Below are 17112 nucleotides of genomic sequence, written 5' to 3'. Positions count from 1 at the left end.
TTCGGCTCGGCGTGGTTCGATCAGCGCGGGGGCAGCGGCGGCAGCGGGTCGCCGCAGTAGGCGCAGGCGGCGTCCTGTCCGGCGGCCAGGGCCCGCAGCGTGGTCTCCCGTCGTTCGTCCCGGCTGCCGCGGCGGGCCGGGGGTGTGCGGGTGGCGGCCTGTTCGGGGGCGCCGTGGATCTCCGCCCCTTCGCTCACGTTGACCTGCACTCCTTCCTCCAGCTGGTTTGGGTTCTGAAACCTTATCACTTGGTTCGGATTTCGATACTTCAACTGACCTGCTCACGAAGTCTCGGTGGGTTCATATGGATAACCGGGATTATGGATATACTCTGATCTTGCGGCGCCGCGAAACCGGAACGACCGCGCACTACGGCAAAACGGACACGATCCGCGGTGGAATCGGCTCCCGAAAAATGAGGGGCCCGCGAGGCAGAGGAGACGCATGACCGAGGTCGCCACCCGCCGGGAGCGGACCGGCACGCCGGGCCCGGAGCGGTTCGCGGAGTTCCTGCGCGTCTACGCCTCGTTGAACACCCGCCTCGCCTACGCCACCGATCTCGGCATCCCGCTGGACTGGGTCCCCGGCTACACCGCCCCCAAGCCGGGACGTCGCCGCGGGCGGGCTCGGCGCGGCGAACCGACGGGGCTGGAATGGCTGCACTGGTGCGTGCGCGAGGGCTTCGGCTCGTTCGCGGAGGTGCGGGTGCAGCACGTGGAGCGGTGGCTGGAGGAACTCGCCCGGGCCGGGTACGGGGACGCGACCCGGGCGCGGATGCTCTCGGCGGTCTCGGCGTTCTACCAGAAGTACCTGCTGCGGGAAGGCCTCGCCGAGCACAACCCGGCCGCGCTGGTGGACCGCTCCGCCCAGCACCTCAACCGGTCCGGTTCGAGCCCGTCGCAGACGGCGATGTGGTCGTTCGAGGCGTGCCGCGCGCTGCTGCTGGCCGCGCACCTGCTGGCCGACCGGCACCGCAACGGGCCGCGGGACCGGGCGATGGTGGAGGTGCTGATCGGCACCGGGGTGCGCGCGGAGGAGCTGGTCGGGGTGAACCTGGACGACTACCACCGCCCGGCCGCGGGTGGTCCTGCCGCGCTGCGGGTGCACGGCAAGGGCGCGAAGGACCGGCGGGTGGCGTTGGCGGCGCCGGTGGCGGATGCGGTGGCGGACTACCTGCGGGTGCGGGCGGCGCCGCAGGTTCCGGCGTTGCGCGGGCAGCCGGGCTTGCGCGCGCCGGAGCCGATGTTCGTGACCTCGACGGGCCGGCGGGTGCACGTCTCGCACGTGCAGGCGGTGCTGCGGCGGTTGTGCGCGACGTTCGCCCCCGCTCCGGATGCGCCGCCGCCCCGGTCCCGGCGAGTGCGGGAGGTGCTCGACGGTGAGCAGGCTTCGCTGGTCGCGGCCCACCTCGGCCCGTTGCGGGAGACGATTCACCCGCATTCGGCGCGGCACTCCTACGCCACGCACGCCATCACCCGCGGCGCCGAACCTCGCCAGGTGCAGCACGACCTGGGGCATGCGGCGTTGTCGACCACCGAGGGCTACCTGCACGATGCCGAGGACCTGGCCAACTCGGCGGCGCACGAGTTGGCCCCGGCGCTGCACCGGGGCTGGCTGCGGTGATCAGCCGTGCAGCGCGAGGTAGGGCGCGAGCGCGAGCAGGGTCACGATCAGCGCGTACTTGAGGGTGCGGGTGGGCAGCGAGCGGGCGATCTTCCAGCCCAGCAGCACGCCGATCAGTTCCGGCACGCCCACGATCGCGGCCAGCGGCCAGTCGATGGCGCCGTGGGCGAGGTAGCCGATGGTGCCGACGCCGGCGATGACGATCGATTGGGCTTGGGCGGCGGCGAGCGCTTCGAGAACCGGCACGCGCAGCGCGATCAGCAGCGGGACGGTGAGCATCGGCCCGCCGATGCCGACGATGCCCGAGGCGACGGCCACGGCCAGCCCGAGCAGCACCACGCCCACCACCGGCGGGTGCGCCCGGTCCTGGGTGGGCGTGCGCCGTTCGCGGAACCACACCAGCCCGGCCACCGCGGTGACCAGCACGGCGAGCACGATCCCGAAGGTGCGTGGGGACACGAGGGTGTTGAGCTGCACGCCGATCGGGGTGCCGAGCACGGCGGTGCCGGCGAGGATCAGCGCGGTGCGCCGGGTCTCGGGTTCGCGCAGCTGGCCGGAGCGGGTGTAGGCGGCGGTGCCGAGTGCGCCGGTGGCGATGTGGGTGACGATGGCGGTCCCGGCGACCGCGGCCGGGGACAGTCCGGTGAGGGCGAACAGGCCGATGGTGGGCAGCACGCCGCCAGGTCCGAGGGCGGTGATGCCGATACCGCCGACGAGGCCGAACAGCGCCAGGGCGAGGAGGGTGGCGGGGTCCGTCACCGCGCGGCCACCGGTCGATCGTGGTTCAGCGCCACGGCAGCCTCCTCAGCGTCCTGCGGTTCCCGGGCTGTGCGGGTGCTCAAGTTACCGGGCAGGGATCACGTCGAAGTCGCGCCGGGTTCGATCCACGACGATCTTCGCGGATGCCCCGGCATGATCTAGTTGAGTCACGGTGACGAAAACATGGGCTGGTCAGGCGAGCCGGGGGAACAGGCGGACCGCGTTGCCGCCGCTCGATGGCGGCCGGTTCCTCGCCGGGCAAGCCGAACCCGCTGTTGCGGGCGCCGTTGGCTCCGGGCGCGGCGGATCCGCTCAGCGGCGGGCGCGCAGGAGGCGGCTCGCGCGCAGCGCCTCGGGCGGCGCGCCGTCGAATTCCGCCGACCCGTCGAGGTAACCGGCGACGAGTTCGGTGGCGGAGTGGTCCTCGACCTCGGTGAACCCGAGCCCGTGCAGCTGCGCGGCGATGTCCTCCGGGGTGAACAGGCTGTGCCAGGGTTCGCCGAGGGCGGTGACCCGTTCGGCGCGCCGCCGCAGCCGCGCCCGTTCCGCGTCGGTGCCGGCGGGTCGCAGGTAGTCGAAGACGACCTCGACGGGCCGGGCTTGGCCGGCGATGTAGTCGAGGGTGTCGTGCGCGGCTTCCGGGCTCAGGTAGAACACGACGCCGAGCCACACGAACACGGCCGGTTCGGCCCGGTCGAATCCGGCGGCGGCCAGTTCGGTGGCCAGCGCATCGGTTTCGAAGTCGACCGGCACGAAGGCCATCGTCTCGGGCCGCCGGATCCCGGCCGCGGCGAGGCGCTCGCGCTTCCACGCCTGGGTGGACGGGTGGTCGACTTCGAACACGCGCAGCCCGGGGTGCGGGTGGCGGTGGGCGAAGGTGTCCAGGCCCGCGCCGAGGACCACGACCTGCCGCACCCCGGCTGCGGCGGCCGCGGCCACGCGGTCCTCGGCGAAACGGGCCCGGGCGGCGAAGAACAACCGGCGCGCCCGGCTGTCGATGCGATCCTCGGCGGGCTCGCCGGCCGCGGCCAGCTCGTCGTCGGTGACACCGAGCAGGGGCCCGGCGAGCGGGTCGACGAGGATCAGCGGCCGGTCGGCGACCTGGTGGTAGGCGCGGGCGCGGGCGGTCGCGAGCGCGGTCCGGCTGGGTTCCTCGGCGTCCATGCCCCGAACCTACTCAGCGACCAGCGCCCGGCCCGGGTGAATCCGGCCACCTGTTCAGCGGGCGAACTTCGCGATGGCCTCCGGGGTGACGGGGGTGAAGAAGTTGACGAGGTTGCCGTCGGGGTCGCGCAACAGCAGCGCCCGGTTCCCCCAGGGCATCATGGTGGGTTCGGTGACGAACTCGGGCACGACGCCGGTGAGGTTCCGGTGCACCGCGTCCACGTCGGCGACCAGGAATTCGATGATGACGCTGCGGTTCTCGCCAGGCTGCGCCGAGCCGGGAGCGAACAGCGGGACGGTGCGGGTGCCGGCGATCGCGAGGGTCGCCGCGGGGGCGTTGATCTCGGCGAAATCCGCGGTGGCCCAGGTGGCCGCGATGCCGGTGGCGCGCTCGTAGAAGTCGGCGAGGCGGGCGACGTCGGCGGTGATGATGCGGATCGAGGCGAAGTCCACGGGTGCTCCTGTTCGTTCGGTGCTTGTCCGCCGCACGCTACGAGCGATACCGGGCGAAACCCGCCCGGTATCGGAGGGAGAATCTCGGGCGTGCCCCGACCCACCGCTCGCGTGCTGGCCCTGCTGGAACTGCTGCAATCGGGCGGCACCCGCCCCGTCGCCGAGCTCGCTGACCGGCTGGGGGTGGACGAGCGCACGGTGCGCCGCTACGTCGATCACCTGCTGGACCTGGAGGTGCCGGTGGAGTCGGTGCGCGGCCGCTACGGCGGCTACCGGCTCGCCACCGGGCACCGGCTGCCGCCGCTGATGCTCACCGACGAGGAGGCCCTGGCGGTGTTGCTCGGACTGGTCGCCGGGCGCCGGTCCGGGTTGGCCACGGCCACGGGCGCCTCCGGGGAGACGGCGGCGGCGAAGATCCGGCGGGTGCTGCCGCAGGGGCTGCGGGGCAGGCTCGATGCGGTGCTCGGCTCCCTCGCCTTCACCAGCGCGGCCGCGGATCCCCCGGTGCCGGAGGCGGCGGTGCTGTTGGCGATCGCCGATGCGGTGCGCCACCATCGGCCGGTGTCGATCCGCTACACCGCCGCCGACGGCAGGCGCAGCGACCGCACCCTGCACCCGTACGGGCTCGTCGCGCACTCGGGCCGCTGGTACGTGACCGGTGTTGATCCGGGAATCGGTGCGGACCGCAACTTCCGGCTGGACCGCATCTCGGCGGCGACGCCGCTGACCGGCTCGTTCGACCCGCCGGGCGAGGTGGACGCGGCGCAGCGGGTGCTGACCGGGCTGGCCACCGCCCCGCACCGGCACGAGGTGGTGCTGCTGGTGCAGGGCGAGACCGGGCGAGTCCGCGGCGGGCTGCCCGCGGGGCTCGCGGTCGTCTCGGAGGCCGTGGACGAGCCGGGGTGGTGCCGGGTGGAGTTGCGGGCGGAGCGGCTCGACTGGGTGCCGGGCGTGCTCGCCGCCCTGGACCTGCCCTTCGTCATCGAGCGTCCCGCCGAGCTGCGCGAGCACGTCGCGGCGCTCGCCGATCGCCTCGCGCGTTCGGCGCGCAGACGCCCTCCCGGAGCGGGTGGCGATCGGTAGGGGCGTCGGCCGCTCAGCCCGGCCGGGCGAGGTCTCGGGCTGCGATGCGGGCGCCGTCGGTTGTGATCCGGCTTGCGAGGTGCCGGGCGCGTTCTGCACCGGTGAGCGCGGTGCGCAGCGCGGCGGCGAGTGAGTCCGCGGTGGGCGTGCCGGGGTGTGCGGCGCCGATGCCGAGCTCGGTGACGCGCCGGGCCCAGTAGTGCTGGTCGTAGACCTCCGGCAGCAGGACCTGCGGGATTCCGGCGCGGGCGGCCGCGGTGCTGGTGCCCGCGCCCCCGTGGTGCACGGCGGCGGCGACGTGCGGGAACAGGACCTGGTGGTCGAGATCGTCGACGACCAGGTGGTCCCCGGCCGGCGGGTCGAGCCCGGCCCAGCCGCGGGAGATGATCGCGCGGCGGCCGACTCGCCAGGCCGCCTCGACCGCGGCCTGGGCGAGATCGTCCGCGGCGGCAGGCCTGCTGCCGAGTCCGAAGTGGACCGGGGGATCACCGTTGTCGAGGAAGTCGACGACTTCGGGCGGCAGCGGGCGGTGTTCGGGCAGCAGCCACGCCCCGGTCTGGTGCACCTCGTCACCGGGCCACGGGCCGAGGATCGGGTCGGCGGCCAGCCACGGCCGATCCCCGAACACGTGGGCGCGCACGCCGCCGATCGGTGGGAGTCCGGCGGCGGCGCGGTGGGTGCGCAGCGGTTCGCCCCAGGTGGTGTCCCACCGGCGCTCGTCGGCGGCCCACAGCTGCGCGTTGCCGCCCGCGGGATGCTGCGGCCAGCCCGGCCACGGGGCGGGCGGGTGGTGCGGGGACGGCAGCGTCGCCGGGCAGTAGTGCACGTGGACGTAGCGGGTCCCGGCGAGTTCGGCGGCCGAGCGCACGCCGATCGCCAACGAACCGGTGCCCACCAGCACGTCCGCTCCGGCCGCGGCCGCGGGCAGCACGGTGAACTGGGCGGCGACGGTGTCCTCGGCGGCGCGGCGGCGACCGGCATCGGTGGTCAGGTCCCAGTCGGAGCCGCGCATCGGCGGCCCGAGCGCGAGCGGCGGCACTCCGAGGCGCTCGGCGTGGCCGCGGAAGTCCGGTGGCACGGCGACCTGCGCGCGGTGCCCGTGGTCGAGCAGGGCGTGCGCCAGCGCCGGCAGCGGCTGCACCTCGCCGCGCGTTCCCATGGTGGCCAGCAGTGCCCGCATCCGAACCCCCGGTCGTGTCGTGTGCGCAGGCTAGCTGCGGGGGCAGCGGCAGGGCGGGCCAGTCCGTCGATGCCGGTGCCGTTGTGCTCCTCGGTCGCGCAGTGGGCGGCGCACTCGGCGTCGGTCTTGCGGCCTGGCGGGGCGGTGGCCACGAAGAACACCGGCCGCTCGGCGATGGGGGCCCGCGATCGCTGGTCGAGGCGCGCGTAGCTGGTTCCCGTCCATCGAGTGTCACCGGCGGATCAACCGGCTCCCGGTTCGCGCACCGGAGCAGGTGCTCACCTGCGGGGGCAGCGGAGCAGTTCGCCGGGGTCGTCGGGGAGGCGTCGAGCCGGACGGCCCCGGTGCCGGGTCGGTGGCATCCCCGATGTTCCGGGCTGTCCGATGTCCGAGGGTGGTGGGCATGGGAGAAGCGGGTGTGCACGAGGTGCAGGTCCACGGGTGTGCCTCGACGCGGGAGGCCTTGGCGTGGCAGGAGCCGATCGCGCTGCTGCTGTGCCCGGAACCGGAGCACCGGGGGCCGTGCGAGGTGCCGTGGACGTGCACCGTGCGCGACACCGGCACCGGGGTGTGCCTGGTCGTCGCGATCATCGCCTCGGCCGAGGTCGCCGAGCGGGTCGCCGAGCGGGTCCGGGGGCTGACCGGGCGGGAGGTGGTGCTGCGGCGGGGTGCTGCGGCGGAGCACGAGGTGCTGGTCGAGCAGTACCGCGTCGAACGCGGGGGCCTGCCGGGCTGAGGCGCAGCGCCCGGTTCCCGGCGGTGACGATCCGCTGCGGATTCCGCTGACCGGTTTCCCGCGTTCCGGGAATAGATGTCGATCATGGAAGGTTGCCGAGCTCATGACGACTGACCTCATCGACGGCGCGGCCGTCCCGCTGCTCGATGCCGCTGCTCGGTCTCGACGAGGCGCCGTCCGGCCTGCCCTGAGGCCGCGGCCCGGTCATCGGGGAGTGGGGGGGGCGCGCCCGCTCGACGTCGCGCGGGCACCGCTGCGGGTTCAGCGGTCGGCGAGGACCTTGCCCGCGCCGCGGGCGGCGGCCTGCGCTTCGGCGTGCTGCTGCTCGGCGAGGTCGCGCAGGGCCTCCATCGCGGGGTTGCTCGCGGCGAGGGTCAGCTCGCGCTTGATGAAGGTGAGCTCGGCCTGCCAGACGTCGCCGAGGATGCGCTGCAGGTAAGGGCTGGAGTGGTCCCAGCCGTCGCGCGGGGTGCCGGGGCCGTAGCCGCCGCCGATGGTGGTGATCAGGACCGCGGGCTTGCCCGCCAGCAGCGGGTCGGTGGGTCCCGCGCCCGCGATGACCAGGTCGGCCCAGGTCTTGAAGTGCTGGGAGACGCCGAAGTTGTACATCGGCACGGCGAAGATGGCCGCGTCGGCGTGGCGGAGTTCGTCGGCCAGCGCTGCCGCCAGGCCGAGGGCTTCCCGCTGCTGCGGGGTGCGGTCGGCTTCGGGGGTGAATCCGGCGGTAGTGGCCGATGTCCACGCGTCGGCGGGCAGCGGCTCGGCGGCGAGGTGGCGCCGGGTGATCGTGGCGCCGGGGTGGGCCGCGGTCCATTCGGCTTCGGCGAGGTCGGCGAGCTCGGCGCTGGTGGAGGTGCCGGGCAGGATGCTGGCGTCCAGGCGGAAGAGGTTCATACGTGCGGCTCCTTGCGGTGGTGCGGTGCGTGACCCGTCGTCACACCCGGAAGATTAAACGGACCGTACCCCGCTTTTGTTCCGGGGTAGGTTCGCCGGTGTGGATGTCGTGCCCTTCGGGAAGCCGCGCGCGGAACGCGCCGACGCGGTGCGCAACCGCGAGCACCTGCTGGCGGTCGTGCGCGAGCTGATCGCGGAGCACGGCGTCGAGAAGGTGACCATGGACGGCCTGGCCGAGCGCGCGGGCCTGGGCAAGGGAACCGTGTTCCGGCGCTTCGGCAGCCGCGCGGGCATCTTCCGCGCCCTGTTGGAGGACGACGAGAGCCGGTTCCAGCAGCGGGTGCTGTCCGGGCCGCCGCCGCTGGGGCCCGGCGCGGGTCCCGCCGAGCGGCTCATCGCCTACGGCCGGGAACGCATCCCGTACCTGCTGCGCCACCACGCGTTCGCGCAGGCGGCCGCGGGTCCCGGACGGCCGGACGTCGGCTCCGGGATCAGCCTGACCCGGCTGCACGTCAGGATGCTGCTCGGCGAGGCGGGCGTGCCGGAGCCGGACGGCCTCGCCCTCCAGCTCTCGGCCGCGCTGGAGGGGCCGGTGCTGTTCTACCTGCGCCCGGACGCGGCCGAGCCCGCACCGGGAGCGGAGCTGAGCCTGGTCGAGAGCTGGCGGACGCTGGTCGAACGCGTCCTCACCGACGACGCGCGGGGCTGAGCGCCGGAGCCCGGTGAGCGCCTGCTCCGTCCGGCCGCGAAGCAGCCGACGTGGCCGCATGCGGCGAGCACGCTCTCCCGCGACGGCTCAGCGCGTGCAGCCCGCGCTCCTCACAGCAGGCTGAGCTGGGTCGCGCGGGCCTTGCGCGGGGCGGGTGCCTCGGCTCGGGTGACGGCGTCGCCGAGGCCGGTGAGGAACGGCGACGGGGTGCGGTCGCGGACTTGGCCGTGGCGGGTGCGCCGCGCGGCGCCGGTGAGCCACAGGTGGTCCTGGGCCCTGGTGACGCCGACGAAGAACAGGCGGCGTTCTTCGGCGATCTCCTCGGCGGTGGGTGCGGTGCCGGGCCAGCTCAGCGGCAGCAGCCCGTCCTCGCAGCCGACGAGGAACACCACCGGGAATTCGAGGCCTTTCGAGGCGTGCAGGGTCAGCAGGGAGATCGCTTCGGCGCGCGGGTCGAGGGCGTCGACCTCGGCGCCGAGCAGCACTTCGCGGCGGAACCGGGCGAGGTCGTCGCCGCAGCGGGCAGCGAGCGGGGTCAGCAGTTCGACCGCGCCGTGCACGTCGGCCTGGGTTTCGTCGGGGACGCTGAACACGACGGTGGTCGCGGCGGCGCGCAGCTTGTCCAGGGCGCTGCCGTCGCGGTCGGCGACGTGGGCGAGTTCGGCCAGCAGCAGGTCGACGCCGGCGCGGGCGGACAGCGGATCGTGGGAGCGCTTCTGCACGGGCAGCCCGGCGCGGGCGAACTCGTCGAGCAGCACGCGGGATTGGGCGTCGGTGCGGTAGAGCACGGCGATGTCGTCGAACCCGATGCCGCCGGGCCCGTCGCCGGTGACGCGGCCGCTGTCGAGGGAGAGGAACGAGGAGCCGCCGAGCAGGCCGTCGATGGCGCGGGCGACGAACGCTGCTTCGGCGCGTTCGTCGGCGGCGTCGTGGCGCACCACGCGGTGCGCCTCGCGAGGGGAGGCGGCGTGCAGGGTTCGGCCGGGCACGAGGGTGCCGGGGGCGATGGCGCGCACGGCGGTGTCGGTGATGTGGCGGCCGCTGCGGTAGTTGCGGGTCAGCGCGTGCACGGGCGCGGTGGGGTAGTCCTGTTCGAAGCGCAGGAAGAACCCGACGTCGGCGCCGCGGAACGAGTAGATGGCCTGGTCGGGGTCGCCGATGGCGGTCAGGTTCGCCTCCGGCGGTGCCAGGGCGCGCAGCAGCCGGTATTGGGTGTCGTCGACGTCCTGGTACTCGTCGACGGTGATCCACCGGTACCGGTCGCGGTAGGCCGCGGTCAGCTGCGGGTCTGCTTCGAGCAGCCGCACGGGTTCGGTGACGAGGTCGTCGAAGTCGACGAGGTCGAGTTCCCGCAGCCGCGCCCGGTAGCGGGCGACGGCCTCGGCGTGCGCTGGGTCGGCCGGTTCGGGGTCGGTGAGGCCGCGGGCGAGTGCGCGGGCCGCGGTCTCGTCGCCGGTGATCTCGGTGAGCACCTCGTGCTTGCGGGCGGTGTCGGCGACGCCGAAGGCGGCGGTGAGCCCGAGGCGGTCGTGGTGCTCGCGCAGGAAACCGAGCCCGAAGGAGTGGAAGGTGCCGACGCTGATGCCGTCGGCGTCCGGGCCGATCAGCGCGTGCAGCCGTTCGGTGAGTTCGTCGGCGGCGCGGCGGGTGAAGGTGATCGCGAGGCAGTCGCGGGCGGGCACGTCGCGTTCGAGGACGAGGTGCGCGAGGCGGTGGGTGACGGTGCGGGTCTTGCCGGTGCCGGGCCCGGCGACGATGAGCAGCGGCCCGGCGGGGACTCCGGCGGCGGCGCGCTGGTCGGGGTCGAGTCCGGCGAGGATGCCGTGCGCGGGCGCTTCCGGTGCGGTGGCGGGAGCCTCGGCCGGTTCCGGCCGGGGTCCGGGTTCGGCGGCGACGGGCTGCCGGGGCGCTTCGGGGGCGAACAGGTCGTCGTCGAACAGGCTGTAGGAGTCGCCGTTGCGCAGGCGGGCGAGTTCGGCGGGCTGGAACACGCGGATGGTGCCGTACTCCCCGTCGAACCCGGCGTCGCGCACGACTTCCCCGGCGCGCAGCCGTCCGATGGCTTCGGCGACGCGCGGGTCGCTGCGGTGCAGTTCGTCGAGCGGCACGTCGTCGAGGATGCCGAGTTCGGGCCCGTGGGCGGCGACGAGGTCGGACACGGCGCCGAAGACCTTCTTGCTCTTGGGCCCGACGCCGTGGATCTCGCCGACGATCTCCGGCAGCGGGATGAGGTTGCGGAACCCGGCGGCCCCGGCCGGGCGGACGCCGGCGGCGCGGTCGGCGAGGTCGTCGACGCGGTGCTGCACGCCGACGGTGAGCGGTTTTCCGCATTCCGGGCAGCGTCCGGCGCGGGCTTTGGTGTCGGCGGGTTCGAGCCGCACCCCGCACTTGCGGTGCCCGTCGAGGTGGTACTTGCCCTCCTCGGGGAAGAACTCGACGGTGCCTGCGAACCCGTCGCGGGTTTCCAGCGCGCGTTTGATGGCGTGGTAGTCGAGGTCGGTGTCGAACACGGTGGCCTCGCGTCCCAGCATCGGCGGGGAGTGCGCGTCGGAGTGGCTGACCAGGGTGTAGCGGTCGAGCCCGGATACGCGCCAGTTCATCTCCGGGTCGCTGGACAGGCCGGTTTCGAGGGCGAAGACGTGCCCGGCGAGGTCCCGGTAGGCCTCGTCGACGGAGTCGAACCCGGCCTTGGAGCCCAGCACCGCGAACCACGGCGTCCAGATGTGGGCCGGCACCAGGTAACCGCCGGCTTCGAGGGTGATCTCCAGCAGGTCGCGGGAGTCGAGCCCGAGGATGGGCCGCCCGTCGGAGGCGAGGTTGCCGATCCGCCCGAGGCGGCGGGAGAACTCCTCCGCGGCGGCGAAGTCCGGCAGGTAGCACAGGTGGTGGATCTTGCGGGTGTGCTCGCCGTACTTGTAGATGGTGGAGATCTCGCAGGAGAGCATGAACCGCACGTCGCCGCCGCAGTTCGCGGGCATCGCCGCGGTGATCTCCCGGTCCAGCTCGGGACGCAGCCGCAGCAACCCTGGTTCGGCGGGTTCGAGGACTTCGCGCAGGTGCGCGAACCAGGCGGGGTGGGTGAGGTCGCCGGTCCCGACCACGGCGATGCCCTTGCGCCGCGCCCACCACGTCAGGTGCTCGATGTCGCAGTCCTTGCTGCACGCGCGGGAGTACTTCGAGTGGATGTGCAGATCGGCGTGAAAGCGCACCCGGTGATCTTGCCAGTCCGCTCGCCGGTGTCCGGCCGGTGGGTTTCGCGAATGCCGCTCGCCGGGGTGGTGGGTCTCGGTAGGGTCGGCGGCGCTCGCCGGATCACTGGGGTGGCGGGTGCTCGTCCGCGTTCCCGGCCGGACCAGGCCGTGGCTGCGCGCCGTGCTCGTCGGAGGTCTCCTCGTGCTGCTGCTGACCGCTGATCTGGTCCTGACCGGCCCGGACGGGGACCGGATCCCCGACGGTGCGGTGCTGGTGGACGGGTCCACGATCGTCGCCGCCGGGCCGCGCGCCGAACTCGACCGGCACCCGGGCGCCGCAGGCGCGCAGCGCCGCGACTTCCCGGGCGCGACGATCCTGCCCGGCCTGATCAACGGGCATGCGCACCTGGTGTGGGACGCGAGCATGGCGATGCTGGCGCACTACTTCGACGCCGACGACGCGGAACTGCTGCTCGGGGTCGTGGGGCGGGCGCAGCGGGCGTTGCGGGCCGGGGTGACGACGTTGCGCGACCTGGGGGATCGCCGCGGGCTGGTGCTGCGGGTGCGGGACGCGATCGACCGGGGCGAGCTCACCGGCCCGCGCCTGCTGGGGTCCGCCGCGCCGTTGACGCCGCCGAAGGGGCATTGCTGGTTCTTCGGCGGCGAGGTCGACGGGATCGAGGCGATCCGCGCGCAGGTGCGGCACAACGCCGCCCTGGGCGCCGACGTCATCAAGGTGATGGCCTCCGGTGGCCAGCTGACTCCGGATTCGCCGCCGACCTGGGCGGCCCAGTTCAGCCAGCAGGAGCTGCGGGTGGTGGTCGAGGAGGCCACGGCCGCGGGCCTGCCGGTGGCCGCGCACGCGCACGGCACCGGGTCGATCGCGGCCGCCGTCGCCGCCGGGGTGTCCACCATCGAGCACTGCTCGTGGCAGGGCGAGCAGAACTCGGGCCCGGACCTGCGCGACGAGGTGGCCCGGGAGATCAGCGCCCGCGGCATCGCGGTCTGCCACGCGTATCCGCCGGACTGGCGCGGGTTCGCCGAGTTCGTCGGCGAGCAGCGGTTCGCCGAGGCGGTGCAGCGGGTGCGCTGGATGGACGAGCGCGGGGTGGCGTTCCTGCCCGGCACGGATTCGGGCGTGCCGACCTCGGTGTTCGACGACTACGCCGGGGCGCTGTCGTACTACGTGGAGGCCGTGGGCTGGACGCCGGGCCGGGTGGTGGAGCTGGCCACCGCCGGTGCGGCCGCGGCCCTGGGCCTGGACCGCGTGGGCCGGGTCGCCGCCGGTTTCGACGCCGACCTGCTCGTCGTCGACGGCGACCCGAGCGCCGACGTGCACGCCCTGCGCCGCCAGCGCCTCGTCCTCACCCGAGGCGAACCGGTCACCCCGGCCTGACCGGCGCCCCACCGGCTCGCGGCGGGGCGCCGGGACGGGCTCAGCGGGCGAGCGCGGGTTCCGGGAGGGCGCGCAGGGCCTTCTTGTCGACCTTGCCGATCGGGGTGGTCGGCAGTTCGGGCATCAGCACCACGTCGTGCGGGGTGTAGGTCGTGCCGAGTTCGGCGGTGACCGCGGCGGGCACGGCGTCGAGGTCGATGTCCTCGCCGACGAGGAACAGCCGCACCCGTTCGCCCACGGCTTCGTCGGGGATGCCGACGGCCGCGGCGTGGCGCACGCCGGGCAGGCTGTGCAGGAAGTCCTCCAGCAGGCGGCTGTAGACGTTCCCGCCGGCCTCACCGGTGACGATGATGTCCTTGGCGCGGTCCACCAGGTACAGGTAGCCGTCGGCGTCGAGGTAGCCGATGTCGCCGGTGCGCAGCCACCCGTCGGCGTCGACGGCGACCGCGGTGCGCTCGGGGTCGTTCCAGTAGCCGAGCATCCGCATCGGGTTGAGCGAGCAGACCTCACCCGCTTCGCCCTGCGGCAGCACCTCGCCGTCCTCGCCGCGGATCTGCACCTGGGTGCCGGGGAAGGGGCGTCCGCAGCTGCGCCACAGCGGGGAGTCGTGGTCGGCGGGGTCGGGCAGCTCCTGCGGGGGCATGGTGACGATGCCCGCGCACTCGGTCTGCCCGTAGCCCTGGGCGATGATCGGCCCGAACATCTCCACGGCCTGCCGGAGCCGTTCGGGGGCGACCGGTGCCGCGCCGAGGGTGATCTGCCGCAGCGAGGGCAGCGCGCCCGGAGTGCAGTCCGGGTGGTCCAGCAGCTGGTACAGCATCGGCGGGACCAGCATCGTGGCGGTGATCTTCTCGTCGCGCAGGGTGGTGAAGGCGGCGTCGGCGTCCCATTCGGGCAGCACCAGCAGCGGTGAGCCGGTCATGAACGCATGCAGCATGGTCAGGTGCCCGCTGGTGTGGGTGAGCAGGGTGATGGCGAGGACGCGGTCGGCACCGGTCGAGCGCTCGGCGCGCATCATCTCGGCGATGGCCGCGATCGCGTCGTAGGGGTTCCTGCTGTGGGCGGCGAGCTTCGGCTTGCCGAGGGTGCCGCCGGTGTAGAAGACGGTGACCGCGTCGTCCGGGCCGGGTTCCGGTGCGGGTTCGGGGCGGTGCTCGGGCTGGTGCGCGGCGAGCGCCAGCAGGTCGGCGTCGGTGAAGGAGTCGGTGGCGGCGCCCAGGCTCAGCAGCGCGGGGCTGCTGGTGCAGCGTTCGGCGGCGCGCAGGGCCTGCTGCCCGTGCGCGGGGTCGACGACGACGATCCGCGCCCCGGACTGGTCGATGAGCCCGGCGAGCTCACCGGGGCCGGGTTCCGGTGGCAGCATCACCGCGCGGCAGCCGATCAGGTGCACCGCGAGCACCACCAGCGCCGATTCCGCGCGGTTGGTGAGGAACAGCCCGACGCCGTCGCCCGGGCCGAGCCCCTGCTCGCGCAGCGCGTGTCCGATCTGGAAGAGCAGTCGGCGGGACTGTCCGCGGGTGAACCGCACCGCGCCGTCGATGATCGCGTCGCGTTCCTCGTCCTGCTCCCACTGGGAGAGAATTCGCTCTAAGTACATACCTGGTGGGAACGTGGCATTGGAAATCACCGGGGTATGCAATCACGCGGTAACACGCCGTCCGCCGGAACCCTGCGCCATGCCCAGAAACAAACCATTCGTCCTATTCGGCCGGTCCACCGATCCGCGAAGGACGGCAGCGGACCGAGGCGAACCCACCGAACCCCGCGAGCAGCCCGGGCGAGCCGGTCCTGAGCTTCGAACCACCGGCACGTTGCACACCCCGCACGACGATCGAGCTTTGGTGTGGTCCTCCGAAAACGCCGATGCCGAAAACGCCGATGCCGGTGCTGGCGCGGGCTGAGCCACCCGCCGCGTCGGCCCCGCCAAGCACCACGTGCGATGACGGGATGTCCGGTCGCGCGCCGGGCGAGGAGGATACGACTTGGACCTGGCCCGGAACATCCACGTGGAGGCGGGGCATGAGTACATCCTGTGAGCCGGGGGACCTCACCTGGCGCAAGAGCAGCCGCAGCGTCACCGAGGAGTGCGTGGAGATCGCGGCAGTGGCCGACGACGTCGCCGTGCGGGATTCGAAAGATCCGTCCGGTCCGGTGCTGCTCGTGTCCCGTGCGGCGTTCCGCCGGTTCACCGAGACAATCCGCTGACCAGGCCGAGCACAGTCCCCCGAGCCGATCACGCCGCGTGCGAGACCATCCACCCGGCTGGAGCTAGCGGCGCTCGGCCCCGCCCGGTTTCACTGGTGGGCGAGTCACCCGGACCGATCCAGGCGGAGGCGGACATGACCACCAGTGCTGATCTCGGAACCGTCACCTGGCGCAAGAGCAGCCGCAGCACGGTGCAGGAGTGCGTCGAGATCGCGGCGCTGCCCGCGCGGGTCGCGGTCCGCGACTCGAAGAGCCCCGACGGCGCGGTCCTGCTGTTCAGCCGCCGCGCCTTCCGCCAGTTCCTCCAAGACCTCCGCGTCCGCGACGAGGACACCCTCGCCTGACTCCTCGCCGGTGACCGGCCCGTTCGCCCAACACCGCGGGCGGGCCTTTGACGTGTCCGGAGATCGAGCACGACCGCGTTGCGGGGCCGGCAAGCGTTCGGTCGTGCGGGTGGTCGCGGGGAAAACACCGCCGCGGGTGCCGGGCGCACCGGTTCGGCGGGTTGATCATGGCCACTTCCCGAGTCGAGGAGGTGCGGGCCGTGGCACCGCAGGAGATCACCGTTCGTGGGCAGGAATTGGGCACGTGGCTGCGGGAGTTCCGCACCGCGGCGGGCATGTCGCTGGCGGCGGCGTCCGCGCGCATCGACTGGTCCTTGAGCCAGCTCAGCAGGGTGGAGAGCGGGCGGCGCACGCCGCGCGTGGAGGCGGTCGCCGCCCTGCTGGCGGTCTACGGCATCACCGGTGCGCGGCGCACCAGTGCGCTCGCGCTGGCGCGCGACCAGGGCCGGGACGGGTGGCGGTACCCGGATCGCCCGGACTTCCCGGAGCGCCAGCGGACCTTGATCTCCTTGGAGTCGCGGGCCACCAGCATCGTCGGCTACGAGGGCATGCTGGTGCCGGGTCTGCTGCAGACCGGCGAGTACACGCGCGCGCTGATGTCGGATTCCGGGCTGGTCGATCCGGAGGCGGTCGAGGGCCGGATGGTGACGCGGCTGGACCGGCACCGGCTGCTGCGCCGCGATGATGCGCCGCCGCTGGTCGCGATCATCGACGAGCTGGCGCTGCGGCGGGTGATCGGCGGGGTGGACGTGCAGCGCCGCCAGCTCGAACACCTCCTGGAACTGGGGCGCTGGCCGCGGATCCGGATCCACGTGCTGGCGAACTCGGGTGCACACGCGGGGGTGAACGGTTCGTTCGCGCTGCTGCGGCAGGCCGATGGGCCGGACGTGGTGTTCCTGGAGAACCTCACCTGCAGCTTGTTCGTGGAGGACCCGGCGGAGATCGCGACGTACGAGTCGGCCGTTCGGAACCTGTTGACCCAGACGCTCACTCAGACACAATCGAGTGAGGTGATTGCCAGCCTGGCAACAGTGATGGACGGGGAGGCCGACGACCCGTGGAGCCCACCGACTCAACCCACCTGACCTGGTCCAAGAGCAGCTACAGCGGCACGCAGGAGAACTGCGTCGAAGTGGCCCGCACCGCGCGGTCAGCGGCGGTGCGCGATTCGAAGAACCCCGGCGGCGGGGTGCTGGTGTTCAGCCCGCGTGCCTTCGGTCTGTTCCTGCAGGACGTGCGGATGCGCGACGAGGACACCCACGGCTGAGCGACCCGGAAGAGGGGGCCCCGCCCCGCCACCGCCCCCCCCCCCCCCGCGCCGCGGGCCCGGGGGGGCCCGGGGCGGGGGGTGCGGGGGGCGGGGGGTCCGGCGCGC

At 73.5% G+C, this 17112-nt stretch carries 17 protein-coding genes; 9 read left to right on the top strand and 8 right to left on the bottom strand.

Features of this window, described 5'->3' with window-relative positions; all coding sequences use genetic code 11:
* Positions 1 to 20: 20 nt before the first annotated feature.
* The gene (locus tag LCD31_RS23525; protein ID WP_224961352.1) at positions 21 to 197 is read right to left on the bottom strand and encodes a hypothetical protein; all 177 of its coding nucleotides are present in this window, start codon (positions 195 to 197) and stop codon (positions 21 to 23) included.
* A gap of 247 nt (positions 198 to 444) precedes the next feature.
* On the opposite strand from LCD31_RS23525, the gene LCD31_RS23520 reads away from it, so the two are divergent.
* Entirely contained in the window at positions 445 to 1623 is a 1179-nt protein-coding gene (locus tag LCD31_RS23520; RefSeq protein WP_224961350.1) for a tyrosine-type recombinase/integrase, read from the top strand.
* Here LCD31_RS23520 and LCD31_RS23515 read toward each other — a convergent pair whose 3' ends face one another.
* From LCD31_RS23515 to LCD31_RS23505, 3 genes are all read right to left on the bottom strand, one after another.
* Positions 1624 to 2382, bottom strand: coding sequence for a sulfite exporter TauE/SafE family protein (locus LCD31_RS23515; RefSeq protein ID WP_224961348.1), 759 nt, complete (start codon positions 2380 to 2382; stop codon positions 1624 to 1626).
* Positions 2383 to 2694: 312 nt separating this feature from the next.
* A complete protein-coding gene (locus LCD31_RS23510; RefSeq protein ID WP_224961346.1) occupies positions 2695 to 3546 on the bottom strand; it encodes a class I SAM-dependent methyltransferase in 852 nt (283 codons plus the stop codon).
* Between the two features lie 54 nt (positions 3547 to 3600).
* Positions 3601 to 3999 carry a VOC family protein gene (locus LCD31_RS23505; protein ID WP_224961344.1) on the bottom strand — a complete coding sequence of 133 codons (399 nt, stop codon included), beginning with the start codon at positions 3997 to 3999 and terminating at the stop codon, positions 3601 to 3603.
* Between the two features lie 90 nt (positions 4000 to 4089).
* Between LCD31_RS23505 and LCD31_RS23500 the strand changes: the two genes are divergently transcribed.
* Positions 4090 to 5082: a YafY family protein gene (locus tag LCD31_RS23500; protein ID WP_224961342.1), complete on the top strand. Its 993-nt coding sequence runs from the start codon at positions 4090 to 4092 to the stop codon at positions 5080 to 5082.
* Between the two features lie 13 nt (positions 5083 to 5095).
* Here LCD31_RS23500 and LCD31_RS23495 read toward each other — a convergent pair whose 3' ends face one another.
* Positions 5096 to 6262, bottom strand: coding sequence for a glycosyltransferase (locus LCD31_RS23495; protein ID WP_224961340.1), 1167 nt, complete (start codon positions 6260 to 6262; stop codon positions 5096 to 5098).
* 403 nt (positions 6263 to 6665) lie between these two features.
* Here LCD31_RS23495 and LCD31_RS23490 point away from each other — a divergent pair, with 403 nt between their 5' ends.
* The gene (locus LCD31_RS23490; RefSeq protein WP_224961338.1) at positions 6666 to 6998 is read left to right on the top strand and encodes a hypothetical protein; all 333 of its coding nucleotides are present in this window, start codon (positions 6666 to 6668) and stop codon (positions 6996 to 6998) included.
* 261 nt (positions 6999 to 7259) lie between these two features.
* On the opposite strand, the gene LCD31_RS23485 is transcribed toward LCD31_RS23490, so the two are convergent.
* Positions 7260 to 7892 carry an FMN-dependent NADH-azoreductase gene (locus LCD31_RS23485; RefSeq protein WP_224961336.1) on the bottom strand — a complete coding sequence of 211 codons (633 nt, stop codon included), beginning with the start codon at positions 7890 to 7892 and terminating at the stop codon, positions 7260 to 7262.
* Positions 7893 to 7992: 100 nt separating this feature from the next.
* Here LCD31_RS23485 and LCD31_RS23480 point away from each other — a divergent pair, with 100 nt between their 5' ends.
* The gene (locus LCD31_RS23480; RefSeq protein WP_224961334.1) at positions 7993 to 8601 is read left to right on the top strand and encodes a TetR/AcrR family transcriptional regulator; all 609 of its coding nucleotides are present in this window, start codon (positions 7993 to 7995) and stop codon (positions 8599 to 8601) included.
* A 110-nt stretch (positions 8602 to 8711) separates the two neighbouring features.
* On the opposite strand, the gene LCD31_RS23475 is transcribed toward LCD31_RS23480, so the two are convergent.
* On the bottom strand, positions 8712 to 11810 hold the full coding sequence (locus tag LCD31_RS23475; RefSeq protein WP_224961332.1) for a UvrD-helicase domain-containing protein: 3099 nt from the start codon (positions 11808 to 11810) through the stop codon (positions 8712 to 8714).
* Between the two features lie 118 nt (positions 11811 to 11928).
* Between LCD31_RS23475 and LCD31_RS23470 the strand changes: the two genes are divergently transcribed.
* On the top strand, positions 11929 to 13188 hold the full coding sequence (locus LCD31_RS23470) for an amidohydrolase family protein (RefSeq protein WP_224961330.1): 1260 nt from the start codon (positions 11929 to 11931) through the stop codon (positions 13186 to 13188).
* A 40-nt stretch (positions 13189 to 13228) separates the two neighbouring features.
* Here the strand turns inward: LCD31_RS23470 and LCD31_RS23465 are convergent, their stop codons facing one another.
* Positions 13229 to 14785, bottom strand: coding sequence for a class I adenylate-forming enzyme family protein (locus tag LCD31_RS23465; protein WP_224961328.1), 1557 nt, complete (start codon positions 14783 to 14785; stop codon positions 13229 to 13231).
* Positions 14786 to 15207: 422 nt separating this feature from the next.
* Here LCD31_RS23465 and LCD31_RS23460 point away from each other — a divergent pair, with 422 nt between their 5' ends.
* From LCD31_RS23460 to LCD31_RS23445, 4 genes are all read left to right on the top strand, one after another.
* Positions 15208 to 15393 carry a DUF397 domain-containing protein gene (locus LCD31_RS23460; protein WP_224961327.1) on the top strand — a complete coding sequence of 62 codons (186 nt, stop codon included), beginning with the start codon at positions 15208 to 15210 and terminating at the stop codon, positions 15391 to 15393.
* Between the two features lie 134 nt (positions 15394 to 15527).
* Positions 15528 to 15737: a DUF397 domain-containing protein gene (locus LCD31_RS23455; RefSeq protein ID WP_224961324.1), complete on the top strand. Its 210-nt coding sequence runs from the start codon at positions 15528 to 15530 to the stop codon at positions 15735 to 15737.
* 167 nt (positions 15738 to 15904) lie between these two features.
* Positions 15905 to 16822, top strand: a complete 918-nt coding sequence (locus tag LCD31_RS23450; protein ID WP_224961322.1) for a helix-turn-helix transcriptional regulator — start codon at positions 15905 to 15907, stop codon at positions 16820 to 16822.
* On the top strand, positions 16795 to 17004 hold the full coding sequence (locus LCD31_RS23445; protein ID WP_224961320.1) for a DUF397 domain-containing protein: 210 nt from the start codon (positions 16795 to 16797) through the stop codon (positions 17002 to 17004). Before LCD31_RS23450 ends, LCD31_RS23445 begins: the two co-directional genes overlap by 28 nt.
* Positions 17005 to 17112 lie beyond the last annotated feature (108 nt).

Source organism: Saccharopolyspora sp. 6M (genome assembly GCF_020176775.1).
In the GTDB taxonomy this organism is placed as follows: Bacteria; Actinomycetota; Actinomycetes; order Mycobacteriales; family Pseudonocardiaceae; genus Saccharopolyspora_C; species Saccharopolyspora_C gregorii.
Note: the sequence above shows the minus strand (reverse complement) of the source record. Positions and strands in the feature narration are given on the sequence as shown.

What these genes read in the sequence shown, in the direction of transcription:
- LCD31_RS23465 (WP_224961328.1), bottom strand. Translation starts at nt 14,785, where the DNA reads ATGTACTTAGAGCGAATTCTCTCCCAGTGGGAGCAGGACGAGGAACGC.
- LCD31_RS23495 (WP_224961340.1), bottom strand. Translation starts at nt 6,262, where the DNA reads ATGCGGGCACTGCTGGCCACCATGGGAACGCGCGGCGAGGTGCAGCCG.
- LCD31_RS23485 (WP_224961336.1), bottom strand. Translation starts at nt 7,892, where the DNA reads ATGAACCTCTTCCGCCTGGACGCCAGCATCCTGCCCGGCACCTCCACC.
- LCD31_RS23520 (WP_224961350.1), top strand. Translation starts at nt 445, where the DNA reads ATGACCGAGGTCGCCACCCGCCGGGAGCGGACCGGCACGCCGGGCCCG.
- LCD31_RS23460 (WP_224961327.1), top strand. Translation starts at nt 15,208, where the DNA reads ATGAGTACATCCTGTGAGCCGGGGGACCTCACCTGGCGCAAGAGCAGC.
- LCD31_RS23450 (WP_224961322.1), top strand. Translation starts at nt 15,905, where the DNA reads ATGGCCACTTCCCGAGTCGAGGAGGTGCGGGCCGTGGCACCGCAGGAG.
- LCD31_RS23510 (WP_224961346.1), bottom strand. Translation starts at nt 3,546, where the DNA reads ATGGACGCCGAGGAACCCAGCCGGACCGCGCTCGCGACCGCCCGCGCC.
- LCD31_RS23455 (WP_224961324.1), top strand. Translation starts at nt 15,528, where the DNA reads ATGACCACCAGTGCTGATCTCGGAACCGTCACCTGGCGCAAGAGCAGC.
- LCD31_RS23490 (WP_224961338.1), top strand. Translation starts at nt 6,666, where the DNA reads ATGGGAGAAGCGGGTGTGCACGAGGTGCAGGTCCACGGGTGTGCCTCG.